The organism is Nostoc sp. (assembly GCF_036918245.1).
GTDB lineage: Bacteria > Cyanobacteriota > Cyanobacteriia > Cyanobacteriales > Nostocaceae > Nostoc.
Genome location: NZ_JBALEF010000080.1, coordinates 168,439 through 188,527, shown reverse-complemented (window position 1 = coordinate 188,527; position 20,089 = coordinate 168,439). Strand labels below are relative to the sequence as shown.

Annotated in this window: 19 protein-coding genes; 6 read left to right on the top strand and 13 right to left on the bottom strand. The window is 39.4% G+C overall.

All coding sequences use genetic code 11. From position 1 onward, the window contains the following. The first annotated feature begins 86 nt into the window (after positions 1–86). On the top strand, positions 87–2,141 hold the full coding sequence (locus tag V7L12_RS22720; protein ID WP_335087721.1) for a bluetail domain-containing putative surface protein: 2,055 nt from the start codon (positions 87–89) through the stop codon (positions 2,139–2,141). A gap of 298 nt (positions 2,142–2,439) precedes the next feature. Here V7L12_RS22720 and V7L12_RS22715 read toward each other — a convergent pair whose 3' ends face one another. From V7L12_RS22715 to V7L12_RS22695, 5 genes are all read right to left on the bottom strand, one after another. After that, positions 2,440–3,417: a hypothetical protein gene (locus V7L12_RS22715; RefSeq protein WP_335087719.1), complete on the bottom strand. Its 978-nt coding sequence runs from the start codon at positions 3,415–3,417 to the stop codon at positions 2,440–2,442. Between the two features lie 34 nt (positions 3,418–3,451). Then, on the bottom strand, positions 3,452–4,693 hold the full coding sequence (locus V7L12_RS22710; RefSeq protein ID WP_335087717.1) for an MFS transporter: 1,242 nt from the start codon (positions 4,691–4,693) through the stop codon (positions 3,452–3,454). Positions 4,694–5,093: 400 nt separating this feature from the next. After that, complete coding sequence (locus V7L12_RS22705) at positions 5,094–5,888, bottom strand: hypothetical protein (protein WP_335087715.1); 795 nt, start codon at positions 5,886–5,888, stop codon at positions 5,094–5,096. Between the two features lie 819 nt (positions 5,889–6,707). Next, a complete protein-coding gene (locus V7L12_RS22700) occupies positions 6,708–7,100 on the bottom strand; it encodes a TIGR02588 family protein (protein WP_335087713.1) in 393 nt (130 codons plus the stop codon). Beyond that, the gene (locus tag V7L12_RS22695) at positions 7,097–7,981 is read right to left on the bottom strand and encodes a TIGR02587 family membrane protein (protein WP_335087711.1); all 885 of its coding nucleotides are present in this window, start codon (positions 7,979–7,981) and stop codon (positions 7,097–7,099) included. The genes V7L12_RS22700 and V7L12_RS22695 overlap by 4 nt, the downstream gene beginning before the upstream one ends. A gap of 388 nt (positions 7,982–8,369) precedes the next feature. Here V7L12_RS22695 and V7L12_RS22690 point away from each other — a divergent pair, with 388 nt between their 5' ends. Continuing rightward, positions 8,370–8,552, top strand: a complete 183-nt coding sequence (locus V7L12_RS22690; RefSeq protein ID WP_335087710.1) for a CsbD family protein — start codon at positions 8,370–8,372, stop codon at positions 8,550–8,552. A gap of 146 nt (positions 8,553–8,698) precedes the next feature. Here V7L12_RS22690 and V7L12_RS22685 read toward each other — a convergent pair whose 3' ends face one another. Together V7L12_RS22685 and V7L12_RS22680 are read right to left on the bottom strand one after the other, a co-directional pair. Then, entirely contained in the window at positions 8,699–9,022 is a 324-nt protein-coding gene (locus V7L12_RS22685; RefSeq protein ID WP_335087867.1) for a DUF2262 domain-containing protein, read from the bottom strand. Positions 9,023–9,059: 37 nt separating this feature from the next. After that, positions 9,060–9,467: a hypothetical protein gene (locus V7L12_RS22680; protein ID WP_335087708.1), complete on the bottom strand. Its 408-nt coding sequence runs from the start codon at positions 9,465–9,467 to the stop codon at positions 9,060–9,062. A gap of 559 nt (positions 9,468–10,026) precedes the next feature. Between V7L12_RS22680 and V7L12_RS22675 the strand changes: the two genes are divergently transcribed. Genes V7L12_RS22675 through V7L12_RS22665 form a run of 3 tightly spaced genes read left to right on the top strand, consistent with a single transcriptional unit; the run spans position 10,027 to position 13,087 of the window. Then, positions 10,027–11,742: a Mu transposase C-terminal domain-containing protein gene (locus tag V7L12_RS22675; protein WP_335087706.1), complete on the top strand. Its 1,716-nt coding sequence runs from the start codon at positions 10,027–10,029 to the stop codon at positions 11,740–11,742. A gap of 2 nt (positions 11,743–11,744) precedes the next feature. Next, positions 11,745–12,581 carry a TniB family NTP-binding protein gene (locus V7L12_RS22670; protein WP_335087704.1) on the top strand — a complete coding sequence of 279 codons (837 nt, stop codon included), beginning with the start codon at positions 11,745–11,747 and terminating at the stop codon, positions 12,579–12,581. Beyond that, positions 12,581–13,087, top strand: coding sequence for a TniQ family protein (locus V7L12_RS22665; protein WP_335087702.1), 507 nt, complete (start codon positions 12,581–12,583; stop codon positions 13,085–13,087). The genes V7L12_RS22670 and V7L12_RS22665 overlap by 1 nt, the downstream gene beginning before the upstream one ends. Positions 13,088–13,241: 154 nt before the next feature. On the opposite strand, the gene V7L12_RS22660 is transcribed toward V7L12_RS22665, so the two are convergent. The 3 genes from V7L12_RS22660 to V7L12_RS22650 form a co-directional block, all read right to left on the bottom strand. Further along, complete coding sequence (locus V7L12_RS22660; RefSeq protein WP_335087700.1) at positions 13,242–13,439, bottom strand: hypothetical protein; 198 nt, start codon at positions 13,437–13,439, stop codon at positions 13,242–13,244. A gap of 182 nt (positions 13,440–13,621) precedes the next feature. Next, complete coding sequence (locus tag V7L12_RS22655; protein ID WP_335087698.1) at positions 13,622–13,927, bottom strand: helix-turn-helix domain-containing protein; 306 nt, start codon at positions 13,925–13,927, stop codon at positions 13,622–13,624. Next, entirely contained in the window at positions 13,924–14,439 is a 516-nt protein-coding gene (locus V7L12_RS22650; RefSeq protein WP_335087696.1) for a hypothetical protein, read from the bottom strand. The genes V7L12_RS22655 and V7L12_RS22650 overlap by 4 nt, the downstream gene beginning before the upstream one ends. A gap of 173 nt (positions 14,440–14,612) precedes the next feature. On the opposite strand from V7L12_RS22650, the gene V7L12_RS22645 reads away from it, so the two are divergent. Continuing rightward, a complete protein-coding gene (locus V7L12_RS22645) occupies positions 14,613–14,786 on the top strand; it encodes a ribbon-helix-helix domain-containing protein (protein WP_334914579.1) in 174 nt (57 codons plus the stop codon). 398 nt (positions 14,787–15,184) lie between these two features. Here the strand turns inward: V7L12_RS22645 and V7L12_RS22640 are convergent, their stop codons facing one another. From V7L12_RS22640 to V7L12_RS22630, 3 genes are all read right to left on the bottom strand, one after another. Next, the gene (locus V7L12_RS22640) at positions 15,185–15,697 is read right to left on the bottom strand and encodes a MerR family transcriptional regulator (RefSeq protein WP_335087695.1); all 513 of its coding nucleotides are present in this window, start codon (positions 15,695–15,697) and stop codon (positions 15,185–15,187) included. 605 nt (positions 15,698–16,302) lie between these two features. After that, positions 16,303–18,081 (bottom strand): hypothetical protein, encoded by a 1,779-nt coding sequence (locus V7L12_RS22635; RefSeq protein ID WP_335087694.1) that lies wholly within the window; start codon positions 18,079–18,081, stop codon positions 16,303–16,305. Positions 18,082–18,084: 3 nt separating this feature from the next. Continuing rightward, on the bottom strand, positions 18,085–19,905 hold the full coding sequence (locus V7L12_RS22630) for an AAA family ATPase (RefSeq protein WP_335087692.1): 1,821 nt from the start codon (positions 19,903–19,905) through the stop codon (positions 18,085–18,087). Between the last annotated feature and the right edge of the window lie 184 nt (positions 19,906–20,089).

Genomic DNA, 20,089 nt, shown 5'->3' with positions numbered 1-20,089 from the left:
ATGTTATCTCTCTTACGCATTGACAAATAAGATAATAAATGTGGTAGTAAAACAACTGGAATCAAACAGATAAGGAACACCAATTTATGACCTCAACCACAACTTACACTTACGATGCCGATGGCAAAGTGATATCTGAGAGGACAGACAACAACAGTGATGGGATAATAGACTCAGTTATTACCTACCGCTATAACCTGACATCCCTTAGCTTTGACGACAACGGCGACGGCAAAGTTGATTCTGTCCAAACCTCTACTTATGATGCTAAGGGCAACCGGACATCCACCAGCCGTGACGACAACGGCGACGGCAAAGTTGATTTTGTCGAAACCTATACTTATGATGCCAACGGCAACCAGACATCCTTTAGCGCTGACAACGACGGCGACGGCAAAGTTGATTTTGTCCGAACCTCTACTTATGATGCCAACGGCAACCGGACATCCTCTAGCGAAGACAACGACGGCGACGGCAAAGTTGATTATGTCGAAACCTTTACTTATGATGCCAACGGCAAGGAGACATCCTTTCGCGCTGATATCAACGGCGACAGAAAAGTTGATTTTGTCCGAACCTCTACTTATGATGCCAAGGGCAAGTTGACATCCCTTAGCGAAGACAACAACGGCGACGGCAAAGTTGATGATGTCCAAACCTTTACTTATGATGCCAAGGGCAACCAGACATCCTTTAGCACTGACAACAACGGCGACGGCAAAGTTGATGATGTCCAAACCTCTACTTATGATGCTAAGGGCAAGTTGACATCCTTTAGCACTGACAACAACGGCGACGGCAAAGTTGATTATGTCCAAACCTTTACTTATGATGCCAAGGGCAACCGGACATCCCTTAGCACTGACAACAACGGCGACGGCAAAGTTGATTCTGTCGAAACCTCTACTTATGATGCCAAGGGCAAGTTGACATCCACCAGCCGTGACGACAACGGCGACGGCAAAGTTGATGTTGTCGTAACCTCTACTTATGATGCCAAGGGCAACCGGACATCCCTTAGCAATGACAACAACGGCGACGGCAAAGTTGATAGAGTCGAAACCTATACTTATGATGCCAAGGGCAAGTTGACATCCACCAGCCGTGACAACAACGGCGACGGCAAAGTTGATTTTGTCGTAACCTCTACTTATGATGCCAAGGGCAACGAGATATCCATCAGCGTTGACAACAACGGCGACGGCAAAGTTGATTATTTCCAAACCTTGCGTGATTATGGACGCGCATCCGCTAGCTATGACTTCAACAATGATGGTGTAATTGATGCAGTTGGCATCTACAGCTACGATTTTAACAGCAACCTGAAATCACAAAAAATTGACAATAATAATGATGGCATCTTTGATGAAGTCACCGCTTATAGTTACGACGCTAACGGCAAACTTTCTGCACAGGTAGTTGACAAAAATAATGATGGCATCCCTGATGAGATTACCACTTTCAACTACGATCGCAATGGCAAACTAATTTCCGCAGATATTGACAACAACAGTGATGGCATTACTGATGCAGTTGCCACTTATCTGTATGATACCAATGGTCAATTAATTAGCAAAACCACCACAGACGGAAATGTGCCAAAGATTACTTTAAACGGTGGTAACGGTGCAGATCAACTCAGTGGTGGGGCTGGTAACAATCAAATTTCTGGCAAAAACGGCAACGATCAACTCTTTGGATTAGCCGGAAATGACAAACTATTTGGTGGTAATGGTAATGACATCCTCAATGGTGGCGCTGGGCGTGATACCCTCACAGGCGGTTGTAGCGCTGATAAATTTGTGTTCAATAGTCTGAGTGATTCGCTGCTGTCTAGCTTTGATAAAATAACTGACTTGAACATTTCTCAAGATAAAATTGATGGGCTATATGCAGTTAGCGCTGATAATTTAGTTCAACTTGGCACTGTTGCGAGTCTAAATCTTTTCGATGTACAACAGATATTGACTGCAACTGCTTTTGTAGCTAAAGGTGCGGCAACTTTTACCCTTGGTACAGGCAATAAGGGGCAGACTTTTCTGGCACTTAACGATAACACTAATGGATTCTCTGCCCTCACGGATGCTGTGATTGAGATTAGTGGCTACAAAGGCAGCTTGAATAATTTAGCAGTTGTCTAACTTCATGCTGCTGACCAAAACTAGGTTCGTTGGTTCAGAACACAAGTCCATAGCGATCGCCTGAGTAAAGCGGGAGCATCCCAAATCTGCAAGTTTATTGAAATACGGGATTGTAACTTACCCAAGAGATTAAATAAATGAACCACAAAGGAGAGGCAGTGCGGTGAGGCAGGTGCTAACAGCGGGTTCCCCTACTTGTTCGCGTAGCGTCTCCGACAGGAGAAGCAACTGCCGTCACAAAGAAAGAAGTTAAAAGGGTTTGGCGCAGCCTCAAAAAGAAATGGTCTAATCATATTACTTACGTCTTCACAGCTAAACGAGAAATTGTCCATAAGATGAATAGGAAGATTAAGTAAATTGCGCCAACTAGCCCAAACTCAATTAAAGGGATATAAGTTACTTCGTAAATTCTGCCCAAGCCGCGTTCAGTCAGTGCATAAACAGCCAGTACACTCACTAAAAAGGCTGCGTAGATAGTACGTTTAGTCAAGATACCCACAGGTAAACCGTGAAGTTGAGTAAGCACAAAAATACCAAGAAAACCAAAGAGAAATGTGGGCCACTTGCTTTGTCCTAGCATCAACGACACAACGACACTATGTAAAAGCACCGTAATTTCTAAAGTAAATGTCCACCAACGGTTTACATGAGTGCGGTTAAATATCAACGATGATTGCAGCAGCAGCAAGAACATATAAAGAAAACCAATTAAGTGCCCCAAAGTCGCTTCCATTGGGTGATACCAAAAGGTGTAGATAGCCGCGAAGGAGAAAAAATAGCCGTGGTACAGCTTGATAATTTGCAAGAACTGTTGATGGAATGGAACAGAATTGCCAAAAAACAAACCGCGTCGAGGTGTTTCTAAAATCAGTACGAAGACTAGCAGGAATACAACCGCACCTTGAGAAGCCCAAATTGAAGTATCTTGAGCTAGAGCATCATACCAAATATATGTCTGGAGAAAGTGTAAAGCAATGAATGCACCATTAATGGCAAGCATGAGGTAATTTATCGGGTGCAACGCTGATTTGTATTTCAACTGCGATCGCTGCGCCCACAAGATACACGCCCAGATGCTAAACTGATGCCCAAGGTACATACCCCAAGCCGTCGCTCGACTCCAAAAGGTTGGTTGGGGAAGCTTCCAATAGTACCAGTTTAATCCTTGGTCAGGAAGTTTGATGATGCTTGCAGGAATGCTCCCACCAATCCAAATTGCGTAGGTGAGGAGGATGCTTACAAAGATGCCTAAAAATAATACTCGGCGACCTGTCATATTAATTCGTAATTCTTAATTCAGACCTAGATTTTCAAACGACACGTTCTGTGTTTGATTCAGATGCACTTTTCGTTACTCGCAAACTAAGAGTCAAAGCTACTATCATTACCAAAGTTCCACTCAAAAAAGGAGCAGAACTCCCAAATTTTATAAAACTAACTCCTGCCCACGTTGGCCCAGCGATGCGTGCCAATGCAGAGCAAGAACTGGCGATTCCTAATATTTGTCCTTGTTCTTCTGGGGCTCTCATCTGGGAAATCAAGCTATTCAATATTGGTTGGCTGACACTAATTCCCCATGCCACAAGTGTGGTGGCGACTAATAATAAAATTAAGCTCTGTGAGAATCCAATTAACAGTAATCCTAAGCCTAATCCTAATATTCCCAAGATAAGTAACTTGATTTCACCCAATTGTTTCTTGAGGAATCCGATTAGTCCTCCTTGAATGATTGTGCTGACAATCCCCATAAAAGCAAAAAGATAACTAGCTTGTTGAGGTCCCCAATTTAATTGCTGCTTAGACCATAAAGCCAATGTCGAGTCCATAGCTGCAACAGCAAAGGTGACTAAAAAGTAGATGCCAACAATTAGACAAAACTGTGAACGCTGTGACAGATGTAGCAAGTTTAGCGATGCCTGCAGCGGGCTGCGCCAACGCTGACGGTGGCGATGAACTTGAATTTTGGCTTTAGTCTCAGAATTTAGAGATTCTGGAAGTAATATCAAAGCACAAAGAAATGCTAATAAAGATAATCCGGCTGCAAACAACGACGGTAGATGAAAGTTAGCGTTGTTCGGATATGACCCGATTAGAAGACCTCCAATCGCTGGACCGAGAATAAACCCAAGACCAAAAGCTGCCCCGATTACACCCATGCCACGAGCTCGATTAGCTGGTGTGGTAATATCTGCTATGTACGCCTGAGCAGTGGCAATATTCCCTGACATAATCCCGGCAAGACTACGAGCAATAAACAAAATCCATAAGGAGTTGGCAAAACCTAAGCCTGCGTATGCAATTACCGAACCGAATAAAGTCAGTAATAAAATCGGACGGCGACCGTAGCGATCGCTAAATCTGCCCCATAATGGTGCAAATAAGAACTGCATTAAAGAATAAATAGCTACAAGTAGAGTCGCTTCATTAGGTTTTGCACCAAATTGTTCAGCATACAAAGGCAGTATCGGCAGAATAATTCCAAAGCCGAGCAAGTCTATAAATACAGTCAAAAATAAGACGAATATAGCCCTGCTATTATTTTTACTCTCCATCTGTGCAATTCCATTTTATAAAAAAGATGTGTAACTTAGATTAGTTTTATGGACAATCAGGGAACGCTCGATCGTGAAGAGAAATTGAATGCAACCAGTAATCAGTACAAGCAAAGTCTTTGAATTTCAGTGTGGTTGAGCAAAATAGCATGGAACAAACCTATGATAAAAATCAAGCCAATAATACTACTAATGAAAGCAACTATAATTTCGTGCTTGCGTATGGCTTTTTGTATCTTAGCGTCGATGATGTTTTCTAATTGTTTGTATAACATTGAGTTGAATTTGTTTGGTTAAAGACAAGAATTATCTGGAACTTACGTTACGTGCTTACATAAGTTTGAGTATGTCCGAAATCTCTAACTTATTAAATGAAAGCTATTTCGACCCTGTGGGAATGTCAAGTGTATTGGCGTCGTTTCAAAACAGCACCTGAAACACCAAAAGCTAATATCGCTAAGGTATAAGTTGATTCGGGAACAGCAAGAATGCTTACCTGATTAATAGCCAAGCCGTATTGTGGAGCAGAACTGCTAAAAACAAGTCGTGAAATGTTTGGAGTGTCACTACGAATCCCCAAGAATACTGCCGAATTATCTAATGCTAAGGACGAAATATTTGGAACTGAGAAAGTACCCAATAGGTTATTGGTGTTATCAAAAGCGGCGATTGAATTTTCAATTTTTAATTTATTAGTGTCTACAGCTATCTGAGTTCCAGCGCCAAAAACTGGCTGGGCAAAACTAATCGTAAAAGGTCCGCCGTTCCCCTGAGTTCCAGGATCGGGAGTACCAGGAGGAAGAGGGATAAAACCTGTCGGGTCTATACCTCCAAAGAGAATAAAATCACCTAGACCGAAGTTACTCTGAATGCCAGGTGAGGGTAAAGTTTGAAAGACAAATGGTGGAGTAATTTGAGGATTCTTAGTTGGAGTTATATTTATATCTAACCCTAAACCACGTTGCGATGTTGCTAGAAAAGAGTTAGGTAAAAAAGTAGAGAAGGCAGGATCTGAGGGATTAAATACTTTACCTAAAGTATCCCAATTAACTTCATCGTTGCCTCCTAAAGCTGCGCGCTCAGTTACTAAAAATGTAGCTGCTTTAACTGGTAATGGGAGAACCGTTATTATGGCTGTGATTGCTGAAAAATATTTTACAGATAACTTAAACAATTGATTGCTCGTAACTTCCACAATGTTTACTCCTTATTTTTTTAAACTAATCTCATCAAAATGTAACAATTAAATACTCAGGATGAGGCAATGCATTGCTCTGATCAAGAGGGTTAAAGCAACTGCTGTCATCACGCCGACTGACTTTAAATGTGTCGTTACCACCATTACCAGCCAACTTGTTATTGTCTTTGTTATTATCTTCTCCACTATCAATTAGGTTATTTCCAGATTAGCGGAGATATTGTTATTGCCTTCATAAGCCAAAATCCAATATTCATGACTAGTACACACTAATAAATCATCATTAAAAATGCTAATGATAATAGATTTAAAATATTCCTTGATAGTTTTGTATATCAAATAATTTTGATATTTGTAATACTTGCATATTACAAATATCAAAATTATAAATTTCTGATGAAATCTGCCTCAAAACAGTTAATCCTATTTTATATCTCTGGCGAGAGAAAAACACAACAATTTATTTACTAAAATTATTTAATTTCTTCAAGGCTTTCAAAAAGGCGATCGCTATTGTGTTGGAAATATGGGGAAGCAATAAAATATAGGACTGATAGAGCAGATTTCAACTTCTCTACGAACGTGAACAGCGTGTCAAAGACAGAGGCTACGTCAACGTCAGGTATAGAAATACCCCACCCGCGCGATCGCACGCACCCGAACTCAACTCTTAGCGCACTGTATTAGGCAGGCCCCGACTTGTTCGCTCTTAGCGTTCCCACTATGAAAGCAAGTGGGGTGAGGGTTGAGTTTGGGTATACTTCTAACAAATAGATTATGCAATATTGTGGGGTATTTTTTTTATTTGTCAGTCCCCTACGGCAATTTATAGCTACCAATACGCAGAGTTAACTGACCTTGGCGCGGGTTATGGCTGAATATAAATGCACCTTCTTCGCTTTCCCTACTAGATAAAAAGTCGATCTGTTGCTCTCCTGTTTCTGTAATGCCGTTAATCAGTAACTCAGCCATAATCTGAACTGACTCAGCTGTATCTCCTCCACTATTGACAACTTCAAAAGGAACATAAAACTGGCCATTAATTTCTCGAATTGTTTGTTTTTTAGTGACAGAAAGGATCGGAGGTTGATTTTTTTCGTTCAGCCAAGTGTAGCCTACTAGACTCACAATGATTGCTAGGATGAATGAGGCGATGCTGAATGTTATCCACTCAGCTATTGAGCGCTTTGGTTGTTCTGTTTTAGTCATATTGCTAACCTTCCGGCTGCACCACCAATAGTTGCAGGTAAACCCAGTATCAATGTGTGATCTAACCACATTGTCCAGGGGTCGCTAAAAGTTAATTTTTGAAAGAACCAGAGCAGAAAAGCGCCTGCTAGCAATGATACTAGGTAGGACATAATGGTTTCGCTCGATGGCCGTTGAAAAATTCCCTTTTGGTCTTTACGTTTTTGCTGGTTAGAAAAACCTGCCTGAAATACAATGCCATAAGAAATCAGCAAAGATGCGGCGATCATTGCCAACTCCCAAGGTGGAGAGGTTGCGGCTGCTAGCATGGGAATTTCATCAGTGGGAGCGATGTTAAATGCAATTATGGTTGCACCAATCAGGGTTCCACCCACATCAGTAAAGGTGGCGTGTAAATCCCCTTTGTTCTTGGTTGTGCTATTTTCTGGATCGCTCTCTTGTCCTTTTCCATTACTGTTTTCACTATCTCCCAAAAACTGGTTGGCTAATGCAACACCGAGAGCGAAGGGCACACTTTCAAAGATGATTTTACCTAAAGACTCCCTTAAGGAGGTTTCTGGTGTCAATTCTCGCAATAGTAACAGCACAAAGGTAGAACAAGCTAGTCCGATCGCGATCGCTTCTACCGTATCCATTGCGGTTTGAGCAGCTAGCCAGCTATATCTGCGTTTACGAAAGCCTTCTATCTGATTGAGTAAGTAAACCACAATAAACATTAATGCGATCGCCATCATGATTAGTTGTGGTTTTGCCAGCGATCCAATCCACCAAACCTCCATTGTGTACAGCAAGGGTATGCCAAACAAAAAACCTCCACAAGCACCTCGAATGATGTCATTAATCTCATTCTTCCAGACATTTTTTTGACTTTTTGTTGACACTCCTTTATTTTCCTTTGATTTAAATTTTGCTTTAACTTATAGTTCATTTATTGGGGAAAAAGTTATTTTTTTAATATATATAAATTTTATTTATCAAATTGTCATATTTTGCATTATATGTTACAATTTAGATCGGCATCTATCTTAAGTTAATATAATTCACCAAAATCTTCTCTCGGTTGATGGAAGTAAAAAACAATACACAACTGTTAAATTATTTAATAGCTTAGGGATTTCCAAGTAATAAAATAACTCAAATATTTTATTACTTCTAGGATGAGCGTCTTACCCGTCCTGTGAAATAAGCGGGCTTTTCGACCCACTTTGCAAGTAGTAGTAACTTATTTTTGGAGTTCCCTGAATCAACTACAAGCTGGAGATAAAAACCATGAGTGCCGAAAAGAGAATAGAAGCGACTGCAAAAAATATTGAAGGAAAAATTCAAGAGATTGTGGGTGAAGTCACAGGTAATCCACAAGATAAAACTGAAGGACAAGCAAAGCAAGCTGAAGCCCAAGTTGATCACACCGTAGAAAATATTAAAGACGAACTCAAGAAAGCTTTAGAATAATTTCGCTTGTCTAGTGCAAAATAGCGATTTTATTGATGATTGACTCCTAAATTTGTAACTTTAATTACTCCACTTTCTATAAGTTAGTGGGGTTTTTTATGGCGTAAAATCTAAAAGTGTTAGTTAATAAAAACTTGCCTCTTCAATTAACCACGGATACTAGCATCTACAAAGCAATTATGTTTATCCATTTTAATAAGGATACAGTGTCCAAAAAATAGGTTTCCATCGTTATAGTAAAACTCTGCTTCACCATCTGGAAAAAAGACCAATCCTTCAAGCGTCATTCGGTTTTTGAACTCCTCAGATGTTAATGTCTCACCTTCATCAAGCCATGTCTCATTCTTAAGCTTTAGCAATTGTTCAACAGCATATTTTTTTGCCGTTTTATCATAATGTTTCAACTCTCGTATAACACTATTAGCTCTATCCAAGGCTGACTTGACCTTATCATTATCGTTTGTTGAAATACTATATTTATAATTTTTTTAGTTTAATAAAATTATTTCACATATTTTTTTGAAGAATATCAATTATCTGTTTAAATTTAGGAGCGCGGTGATAACCAGACAATAAAGTAAAAGAATGAGAAGAACCATTTTCTAGAGCTACATAATAAAAATCATTATAGTTAGTCATGATTCCATGTTCTGCATCCATTTTAAACTCCATGATATTTAGTGAAATTAAATTTTGAAGCATTATATCAAAATCCTTCGGGTTAATTTCTCTATATGTAATAATTTTTGGGATTGCAGTTTTCTCTATCGTTTCACCTGTAATGCTCTGAAGGAAGTAACATTTACCTGTTGGCATTTTCCACCATCTGACTATATCACTTCCTCCACCTAACCATTGTCTAAGACAATAAATATGTGCTACGGCATCTACTACCTGCCCCATGTTGTATTCCATTTATATCTCCAATTTTGTGGTTGTTCTCCTAGTACAATTTTGAATAAAATCATGGCGAATTGAGGGTTTACAGCTATTTTCAGGTAAATAGACCACGCGGTAGGGGCGCAAGGTCTTGCGCCCCTACAACAGATGTACTTCAAATACATGAAAACTGCTGTAAATTTCAAAATATAGGCGTTTCACCTTCCCACAAGATAGGGGCACAGAGGTACGCAGAGAATTGACTACGAACTAATAAAATGTTGTATTGAGTGCTATATTTCAGTTGTCGTTTCCATTTTTGTATATTAACTAATTATTTGTCAATTTAACAGAATATTGTCACAAATATCTCAAATACTTAAAAACCTGTCATGGAAAGGATTATGGCAGGTTTTTTGCTATTTACGTCAGTCACACCCCTTAAGCTTGTATTCACAAATTAGATGTCAAATGCCAGATATTTCACAATTTAATTGTCAATCTCCAGAAAACTGAAAAATCATGATTTTCATAAATTAACAAATTATTTGTCAAATTGATAGTATAATACAACTATGTTTTGATAAAACATAGTATGCAGAACACAGAATCTTCTACAACCTCTATAACTTGGGCAAGCTCCGCAGATATTAATAACGATCTTGCTGAAGCAAACGTTATTGTTTCTAAACTTTCGGATGAAGCTTTGTTGAAAATGGAGGTGATTCAAAGTCTTTTAGAAAATAGCGATCGCATTACATATACTCAAAAGCTCAAGGAAGCGGCAGAAAAACTTGGTAAGTCAGTACGTACAGTGCGACGGCTAGTAGACAAATGGGAACAGGAGGGTTTAGCTGGACTAGCGCAAAATCAACGGGTGGATAAAGGGAAGCATCGAGTTGATGAAAACTGGCAAGAGTTTGTATTGAATACCTATAAGGAGGGTAATAAGGGAAGTAAAAGGATGACTCGCCAACAGGTATTTATCAAAGCTAAGGCAAAGGCTGATGAACTGGGAGTTAAGCCTCCTTCCCACATGACGGTTTACCGAATTTTACAACCGTTAATAGATAAAATTGAACAAGCTAAAAGTATTCGCAGTCCGGGTTGGCGTGGTTCGCGCTTATCAGTTAAAACCCGTGATGGAAAAGATTTACAAATAGAACATAGTAACCAAGTTTGGCAATGCGACCATACCCGTGTTGATGTTTTATTAGTAGATCAGCATGGCAAAATTCTTAGTCGTCCTTGGTTAACAACAGTTATTGATAGTTATTCGCGCTGCATCATGGGAATTAACTTAGGCTATGATGCACCAAGTTCTCAGGTTGTAGCTTTGGCGCTACGTCATGCAATTTTGCCCAAGCAATATGGTTCAGAATATGGACTTCACGAAGAATGGGGTACTTCTGGTTTGCCACAACACTTTTATACGGATGGGGGTAAAGATTTTCGTTCCAACCATTTACAGCAAATAGGGGTGCAGTTAGGGTTTGTTTGTCATTTGCGCGATCGGCCATCTGAAGGTGGTAGTGTCGAACGTCCGTTTAAAACTCTAAACACAGAATTATTCTCGACTTTACAAGGATATACAGGTTCAAACGTTCAAGAACGACCAGAGGAAGCGGAGAAAGAAGCTTGCTTAACGTTGCGGCAGTTAGAGCAAATGTTGGTGCGTTACATCGTTGATAACTATAACCAGCGACTTGATGCTCGAATGGGCGACCAGACAAGATTTCAACGATGGGAATCTGGTTTAATTGCTTCCCCTGATTTACTTTCCGAGAGAGATTTGGATATTTGCCTAATGAAGCAAACACGGCGACAAATTCAACGCGGGGGATATCTGCAATTTGAAAACTTGATGTATCGAGGTGAACTCTTAGCGGGTTATGCAGGGGAAAGTGTTGTGTTGCGATATGACCCTAGAGACATCACAACGATTTTGGTTTATTGCATAGAAGGGGATAAAGAAGTATTTATTGCTCGTGCTTATGCTCAAGATTTGGAGACAGAGGAACTATCTCTAGATGAGGCAAAAGCTATCAGTCGTAAGGTCAGAGAAGCAGGTAAGGCTGTAAGCAATCGCTCAATTTTGGCTGAAGTTAGAGAACGCGAAACATTCCAAACTCAAAAGAAAACTAAAAAAGAGCGTCAGAAAGTAGAACAGGCTAAGGTCAAAAAAGCTAAACAACTTATACCTGTTGAGCCAGAAGAATCAGTAGAGGCAGTATCTATTGACAACGAACTTGAGCAAGAGATGCCGGAAGTTTTTGATTACGAACAAATGCGTGAAGATTACGGGTGGTAAAAATGACTTTACAAGAAGCTCAAGCAGTCGCTCAACAATTGGGTGATATTCCCGTTAATAGTGAAAAATTACAGGCGGAGATTCAACGATTAAATCGTAAAGATTATATCCCACTCGAACAAGTACAAATTCTCCATAATTGGTTGGAAGGAAAGCGCCAATCAAGGCAATCGGGGCGTGTGGTAGGTGAATCGAGAACAGGTAAAACTATGGGTTGTGATGCCTATAGACTTAGGAATAAACCTCTTCAAGAAGCAGGAAAGCCCCCAACTGTACCTGTGGCTTATATCCAAATTCCCCAGGAGTGCGGTGCTAAGGAATTCTTTGGGGTAATTATGGAGCATTTAAAATATCAAGTAACTAAAGGAACAGTGGCAGAAATTCGAGATAGAACACTGCGGGTTCTTAAAGGTTGTGGGGTGGAGATGTTGATTATTGATGAAGCTGACCGCTTTAAGCCGAAAACTTTTGCGGAAGTACGTGATATTTTTGACAGGTTGGAAATAGCAGTGATTCTGGTAGGAACTGACCGCTTAGATGCAGTGATTAAGCGCGATGAGCAGGTTTACAACCGTTTTCGGTCTTGTCACCGTTTTGGGAAGATGTCAGGGGAAGACTTTAAGCGAACTGTGAATATTTGGGAGAAGCAAATACTCAGATTGCCAGTTGCTTCCAACCTTTCGAGTAAGACGATGTTGAAGACGTTGGGAGACGCAACTGGAGGTTATATCGGTTTGATGGATATGATTTTGCGAGAGACTGCAATCCGGGCTTTAAAAAAGGGATTGCAAAAAATTGACTTGAAAATTTTGAAGGAAGTAGCTGCTGAATACAAGTGATGGAAGCGGAAAATATTAAGCCTTGGCTGTTTAGAGTTCAACCATATCAAGGAGAAAGCCTGAGTCATTTTTTGGGACGTTTTCGACGGGCAAATGATTTAACCCCTACTGGATTAGGTAAAGCAGCAGGACTTGGTGGTGCGATCGCCCGATGGGAAAAGTTTCGGTTTAATCCCCCACCGTCTCGTCAGCAATTAGAGGCATTGGCTAAAGTTGTGGAGGTTGATGCTGATAGGCTAGCGCAGATGTTATCGCCTGCTGGGATGGGGATGAAGCTTGAACCGATACGGTTATGTGCTGCTTGTTATGTTGAGTCACCTTGTCACAAGATTGAATGGCAGTTGAAGATAACGCAAGGGTGCGATCGCCACCGATTAATTTTGTTGTCAGAATGTCCAAACTGTGGGGCAAGATTTAACATTCCAGCAGTGTGGGTGGATGGTTGGTGTCAGCGCTGTTTTCTGAGTTTTGCCGATATGGTAAAGTATCAAAAGTCTTATCGATGACGCAGTTTGTGCAAACATAGTAGTACTTTTCAAATCTTAGCTACAAATCATCCCCCCTTGCTTTCATGGAAAAAAAGGAGCAAGGGGGGATATCGTATGTTTCAACAAACAAGAGAATTCGCTACAAGTTAAGTTGACTTCCAGAACGACAGAATCATGGGGTAATTTGCTCTGGTTGTTCGACTGCTGGATTGAAAATGATTGTAAAAGTTGCACTTGGTATCAGTCGGTGTAGAGCTTGTGAATGAGCTTCTGCGTCACTGCGGTGACGAAAACGAGCAACTATTTGATGTTGCATACTAGGAAAATGGTGGACTATACACCAAGGATTTAGCTTTTCAATGTAGGTCATAAAAACCTCCTGATCATACTTATGATTTAGCTGGTAAATTGCAGTCGAATAATAGACAAAAGTGACTTAAACATTCTCAAAACTAAAGCCACCCTACTGTGAGAGTGGCTGGTAAAAAAATGTCATCCTGACATTGCAATTGGTTGACAGTTCGACTTCGCTCACCGTCAACTTTTCGATTCCTACTTATGCTCTGTGAGAGAACAGAGTATATTCAGACATTCTTCGGGAATTTCCTCGAAGTGTTCTAGCAGGAAGTCCATCAGGGCAAGATGGCGTAAATCACTTGGCATGGGACTGCGGTAATTGCGACCCTTGGAAAACCAACGCCGAACAGTTGAAAGTGAACGAGAGCAAATCCGAGCGATCGCTTCATGATTGACATCCCACTTGGCATAAAAATTCTTGGGTGTCATTCCTAGTTGACAATGGCTGTATAGATTAATCAAATTTTGCTCTCTTACCTGTAAAGGACGCGGATTAGTCATAGCAGCGACCCTTCCACTGGTTCTAAATCTTGTTCCCAAGCAATATCGGCAGATGTCCAAGCGGCACTGGGGCTATCTTTGCTCAACCAAATCAGGTAGCACCAAGTCCAGCAGCAAAGATGGGGAGCAAAACTATAAAATCTGCCGATCGCAGTTCCCCAATCAGTATCAGAACCAATCCAACGCAATTTGTCGCCATACAAAAAGCGGGGTGTCTTTGCTGTATTAGGAAAGTCGTCGGGTAAATCAACAGAACTCGCAGAAAATTTCTGGTTAATTAATCTTGGGAGTAAATTCTGGCGATTGAGCGCCATCCCACTCAAATAATTAGCAATTAGTTCAGCATCAAGACTCTGGGTTAGTTGGGAAATCAACAACGCTGCTAAAGTTTCTTGTTCTTGCTGTTGACAATTATCGCTGAGTTTCGCCAATAGTTCAGCAATACCGAAGTCATCTAAAGCTTGTAGATAACTTCTATGTTCATCTGTTTTGTGGCAAACAGGTCTTAACATGGAATATGTCTCCTGTGAGAGGGAGCCAGAAGCCAGTGCGTCAGCCCTGAGAAAGTTGCGTGCTGGCTTTTGACTTATCAGTAATTATACATATTTTTTATTTATTTCTATTTAAATTTATTTGTTTCTAGTGATTTAATAGAAAAATACATAGAAAAGCTGATGATAGTCACATGGGAAAAGTAACACTAAGTATTTACATGGAAGAAGAAGACAAAGAAGCTCTGCAACAACTGGCGGATGCAGAGGAGCGTTCTTTGTCGCAAATGGCAGTGTTAATTCTGAAACGAGCAATTAAAAAAGCGCAGGCAGAAGGAACGATTTCACCGCCTGGGAAGGGGAAGTGAGGCGATCGCCCGATGGGAAAAGTTTCGGTTTAATCCCCCACCTTCTCGGCAGCAGTTGGAAGCATTGGCTGTCGTAGTGGAGTTGATGTCGATAGGTTAGTGCAGATCAAGCACCTGCTGGGGTGGGAATGAAAATGGAGCCGATTCGGTTATGTGCTGCTTGTTATACCGAGTCACCATGTCACAAAATTGAATGGCAGTTGAAATTGACACTGGGATGCGTAGGCGAAGCCCGTCGCAGACATCGCCACAAATTAAGTTTGCTTTCAGAATGTCCAAACTGTGGAGCAAGGTTTAAGATTCCGGCTTTATGGGTCGATGGTTGGTGCCAAAGGTGTTTTATGAGGTTTATGAAGATGGTGAAATATCAGAAGCAGATTTAGAGTACTAGAGCAATATTATGCAGGTATGACTTTTGCTCTTTCTTTAAAACTGTAAAAGTCTATCACTTTTGAGTTTTGAGCAATTTCCCAAATTTCATTAACAATATCTATTAATGCTGGGATTACCAACAATACATACTGTCCTATGCCTTTATTGTTTTTGCTGGCCACTTTTAAAGCTGCGGGCATATTGTGTCCAAAATCAGACCAGTCTTGCTCAATCCAAAATACCTCATCTCCTACTATAACTAGCTGTTTATTTCTTAAACTGTTATCGTATCCACTTTGGTCTAAAAATTTGATAATTTTTGTGACTGTCTGTAAACTGACATCTTCTTGTCTCAAATTTCGGATAGCACGAATTTCTAAAAGTTGTTCCCAACTAAAAATTACAGTTTGTCTTCCAGCGTTTGTTCCGTATCTGTAAGGAATAATAAGACCTACTTTTTCTAGATAAGCAAGTCGGCTAGATGTACAGCCTGTCAACTGCATTGTTTCTTTTCTGGTAAAACCTGTCAACTGGCTCATGACTACTTCTTCCCTCGTTGCTGTCTATGTTTACTTTTAACCTCCACAGGTTATAGTTAGCGCTACATCATAACAAATTCTGTAAGCTTTTTATAACTTAATATTTATTAACTATTTTTTATACACTTGTATTGTACAAAAGTGGCATTTTTGTAGAACATAGTGCTATTATATGGGCGTAAACATTCAAAGGAGTATTCCTTATGTCTGATAAATTGCATAAACCTGGTGAAAGCACGCCTATTAGTGGTCAATATGAAGTGACTGGGCTTCGTGGAGGTAGTAAGGGGTACGAGATTACTTCCACTAAAGGTAATCCACTACCCCCTACACCCGAACCTAATCTAAGATACAGACTGGTTGATCCTACTAAACATAAGAATCAGTAAGCTATATCAGCTTTCCTAATTCAAACTTAGAGACTTATCAGTTGGCCGCTGATCAGTCTCTTTTCTACTTTACCTTAGACAAGAGCGACTCTACATTAACAACTTTGTCAAGGATAAATAGCAAAATCCATCAATTGCGTGTAATTCCTTTACTGTTTTAATAAAAGATTCTGTAATTGTGGAGATATTAGTTATGGTTTAGTGGGACACAAACCATTAATATCCTAAATCTTCTAAAGATGGGTCACTGCCACATACAGGGCAAATATACATCCACTTACCATAAAACTCAGGGTGATCAGAATTTCTGTGAAAGCAGTCTATTAGCTTTAGAAGTGGGTGATTCTCTCCATAACAAATCTGTATTACCCAAAAATCTCCACACAGAGAACAAGAGCAGTAAACTCCTGTACCATTTCCAGCATTACTTCTACCATTTATAACTCTATCAGTTAGTTCTGATTCACTAATCATAGTTGGTTTCCAACTAGGTACGACTTCTTCGCCTACTTTCAACTTATGTCCACAACTGAGACAAGAAGTTTTTAAAGAATTATTATGATATTTGAATAATAGCTGAACTATCTTTCTGAATTTTCTGTCTGCATTTACACCAGGTAATAATGAAATAGCTCCATATTTATGTCCTATATATCCAGGATTTTGGATGCTGACATTAAATTTCTCTTTTAATACTCTACTAACAGGGACTTCTCCCCAATAATCAAATTTATCATCAGTATGTAATATAAAACTTGCTTTTAAGTTTAGAGGATTTAAATATGTATCACTTGCTACTCCAATAACATCATTAATAAATTGATGATGTCCTTGTTCTGCGTAATCACTATCTTTAACATTAAAACAATATTGCGCTACTGATTTGGAAAATATCTGGTTTTTACTAATAAAAATTGATATTTGAATATCTGGTATTCTCAATTCACCATAACTAGTTCTTAATTCAGGCTCATAACAAAAACTAATACTAAATTCGTCTCCATTATCAAGTCTACCCTGAAGAGTAAAGTTTTTATTTTTGGGTAACTCCAGAGTTCCTCGTTTAACTTGGAGACACTCAAACATTGTTGGTTTACCACTGGGTGGTTGCATATTTGCATATAATATAAAGGTGCTGTAGAGTCGAGCCACACACCAAATTTTGTATATTTCCCAGCTTGAGCGTACTTGACCTTGGTAAGTACATTCGTATAAATATAAAATTTTTTCGATATCAGCCAAATTTCCTGTACAGCAATTTGAGTATTGCTGAAAAATAATCCCATAGGTAGGCGATCCTGTTAGACGTAAAGAAGGAGATGGTGGTTTATCAGGAGTGACTAAATTTTCCAAAAACTTTGCTTTACGTGCTTGAGTTGCCCATTGTACACAAGCTCTAAGTTGTGTAACTGTTTCAGCAATTAGTAATTTCTCTTTATCTACCCAATTATTTCGTTGACTGAGGCGTTTTCTAACTGCTTTCATAAAATTAGAACGCTCTTTTTCAAATTTATGAGAAATGTAAGGTATAATAAGTTTTTCGATAGTTAAAGAATCTAAAATATTAGCTATTCCGTTGGTTAAATCTGTAAGGTATACATCTAAGATATAACAGATAAACTCATTCTCTATACATTTATAAGATTCAGTACGAGCAGCACCTAATGTCTGTTTTTTAGTAGGGTTTAACTTTGCTTGTATTAGTAAAAGCGGAGAATAACTAGCTCGTTTTATGTCTATTGGAGCTATTTCAGTTGTTAATGTTTTTAAAGGACGCTGTTGGATAGCGTCCCAATTATCTTGAAATACTTTTGCTAACTCTAGTAGAGCTTTTGCCGTACTCAAAACTTTTGCGCTGGGAAACCATTTAAATTCTGAGGTTTCACTAGGTTCTGGTTCGTATATTTTTATTTCCTTCGTGACACAGCTAGATGTTGAAAGGGCTAAAAGTCCTATTTCAGCTATGCACTGTTTTAGCTGCTGCTCTGTAATCATGTTCTAACCCCAATATCTAACATTGCGTCGTCTTTCATCATCTAGTTGCTCTCGCAACTGATTAAGAATTTCACTCACACCGAAATTTTGATAAGTATCTAGTTCTTTAAACCAATCTCGGCATAATTTATCTCGATTATCTTGGTTATAAGCACTATCCTTAAAAAAGGAGATTCTGGGAAGTAATTTAGTAGTTATGAAATAGCCAAGACACTCATTATTTGTCAATCCTAAACAGTTTGCAGCAGCATTAAAGACTGAATAATCTCTTTTAGCTCTATGCCCTAGAGGTATTCCAAGTTGAGATAGGTATTGTGCGTTCCATCTGACAATCGTTTCCCAACCTTCTGGTTTTCTGCCGATGCTCTCATTAATTGCGGCGAGTAAATTTGAGACAGAAATATCTTTGCAAATTGAGTAAGGATTTAATGGTTCAGAAACTATTTCAAGTTTGAGGTCTGCAAGAGGGTAAGTAATTACAAATGAACGATCAATTACTTTAGGACTCAAATCATACGTAGTCTCGTCAGAATTGAGAGTGCCTAGTAATACTAAATTATTAGCAATAGGAAAGTTTGAAGGGTAATCTTTCAAAAGATTCTGTATCCGTTTCAGACGTTGTGCTTGCTTGGTATCTCGTGTTCGCTCCTCCTGAAGTAGCCTAGCTTCTTCTATGAGTTCTGTTTCTATGCTCTCTGAATAAAGCAGTAGGTTTTGTTTTACTTGTTCAGAGCGAGAGTATTCTAAGGAAGAAAGCAAATCAGCACCATAATTTTCAATTTTTGCTAAGTTAAGTTCGTCTAAACAAACTAAATAAAGTCTGTCAGGCTGTTTTTTGGCATCTTTTAAGGCTGTTAAAAATGGGGATGGGCGAAAAGTTTCACTTAATGGGTCAAAAAAGCCCAATAAATCAGCAGAATCAAGCCAAGCAGGGCGAACGGGGAAAACGTTACTTTTCCCACCTATTAAATCTGCGGATTGTCTAATTAGGCTTGTTTTACCAACACCAACAGAGCCGTTTAGAAGTACCAAACTACCTGAATAGAATGCGCTTATTAAAGATAATAAATAGCTAACTGCAACATGATTTGGTAGGGTTAATCCACTAGAATGTAGCATCTGATTCCACTGTTGCCCTAAGCTTTCAGGTAAGGGACATGGTTCAGTTATAATTGAGCTTTCATCTTCACTTACAAGCGGAATTGCAAGACGATAGGGTTTTAAAGCAACCCAGAGATATTCCGCTTTTTCGGCTTCGGCTGCACGCAACTCTATGTGTTTTTGTTGCTCATCTAAGCGTTGGCATTCTTTATTAATAAAAATTTCTTTTTGCAATAAATCCTGTGCTTTGTGGTTTAGCTCATCTCTCAAATCTTGTGTGCGCTGTTGTGCTATTTCTTGTACTTGTTGCGTTAATATTTCTCGTTCTTGCTGTAGTTGATATTGCTGTTGCTCTAATTGAAGTTGCAGTTCTGTTGCAAATATTTTCCGAATATCATCAACAATTTGCTTTGATTCATCTTCCTCTACTACTTGGACATTTACTGCCAGAGGATCACGATATTTCTGCTGTGTTTGGTCATAAACCCGTTCACCTGGGTTTTTCCAACAGAATGTCACGTAATCATTAACATTAGCATTTCCAGTATGAGCAAAAAATCGCTGTACTGATGTACCGTCTGATAAAGGAAGACCTGCAATTAGGGAACGAATTATAAGTTGCCCCCCAAACTTCTTATCTGATACATACCCAGGAAGCCTTTCAGGAAGAAGCGCAAGAATCCACATACCATTGTCAACAGGCTCTTTTGGCTTCAAGTCCATATAATTGCTCCAAATTTAGATGCATCTGTTTTGCTCTAGTTGAATTAAAATTTTTACTGCAAAGCAAACTATCTGTTGCTATGACACTCAACTTTCAGGTTTGCTGATACAGGAATTTTCCTCTTTGTCTATTCTTCCCCCTACAAAGAGTTAACTAACTTGTCATAAAATAATCACTGGTTGA

Excerpts from the sequence above, each read along its gene's own strand:
- V7L12_RS22720 (WP_335087721.1), top strand. The coding sequence starts at position 87 with ATGACCTCAACCACAACTTACACTTACGATGCCGATGGCAAAGTGATA.
- V7L12_RS22715 (WP_335087719.1), bottom strand. The coding sequence starts at position 3,417 with ATGACAGGTCGCCGAGTATTATTTTTAGGCATCTTTGTAAGCATCCTC.
- V7L12_RS22710 (WP_335087717.1), bottom strand. The coding sequence starts at position 4,693 with ATGGAGAGTAAAAATAATAGCAGGGCTATATTCGTCTTATTTTTGACT.
- V7L12_RS22700 (WP_335087713.1), bottom strand. The coding sequence starts at position 7,100 with ATGACTAAAACAGAACAACCAAAGCGCTCAATAGCTGAGTGGATAACA.
- V7L12_RS22690 (WP_335087710.1), top strand. The coding sequence starts at position 8,370 with ATGAGTGCCGAAAAGAGAATAGAAGCGACTGCAAAAAATATTGAAGGA.
- V7L12_RS22680 (WP_335087708.1), bottom strand. The coding sequence starts at position 9,467 with ATGGAATACAACATGGGGCAGGTAGTAGATGCCGTAGCACATATTTAT.
- V7L12_RS22675 (WP_335087706.1), top strand. The coding sequence starts at position 10,027 with ATGCAGAACACAGAATCTTCTACAACCTCTATAACTTGGGCAAGCTCC.
- V7L12_RS22670 (WP_335087704.1), top strand. The coding sequence starts at position 11,745 with ATGACTTTACAAGAAGCTCAAGCAGTCGCTCAACAATTGGGTGATATT.
- V7L12_RS22665 (WP_335087702.1), top strand. The coding sequence starts at position 12,581 with ATGGAAGCGGAAAATATTAAGCCTTGGCTGTTTAGAGTTCAACCATAT.
- V7L12_RS22660 (WP_335087700.1), bottom strand. The coding sequence starts at position 13,439 with ATGACCTACATTGAAAAGCTAAATCCTTGGTGTATAGTCCACCATTTT.
- V7L12_RS22655 (WP_335087698.1), bottom strand. The coding sequence starts at position 13,927 with ATGACTAATCCGCGTCCTTTACAGGTAAGAGAGCAAAATTTGATTAAT.
- V7L12_RS22650 (WP_335087696.1), bottom strand. The coding sequence starts at position 14,439 with ATGTTAAGACCTGTTTGCCACAAAACAGATGAACATAGAAGTTATCTA.
- V7L12_RS22645 (WP_334914579.1), top strand. The coding sequence starts at position 14,613 with ATGGGAAAAGTAACACTAAGTATTTACATGGAAGAAGAAGACAAAGAA.
- V7L12_RS22640 (WP_335087695.1), bottom strand. The coding sequence starts at position 15,697 with ATGAGCCAGTTGACAGGTTTTACCAGAAAAGAAACAATGCAGTTGACA.
- V7L12_RS22635 (WP_335087694.1), bottom strand. The coding sequence starts at position 18,081 with ATGATTACAGAGCAGCAGCTAAAACAGTGCATAGCTGAAATAGGACTT.
- V7L12_RS22630 (WP_335087692.1), bottom strand. The coding sequence starts at position 19,905 with ATGGACTTGAAGCCAAAAGAGCCTGTTGACAATGGTATGTGGATTCTT.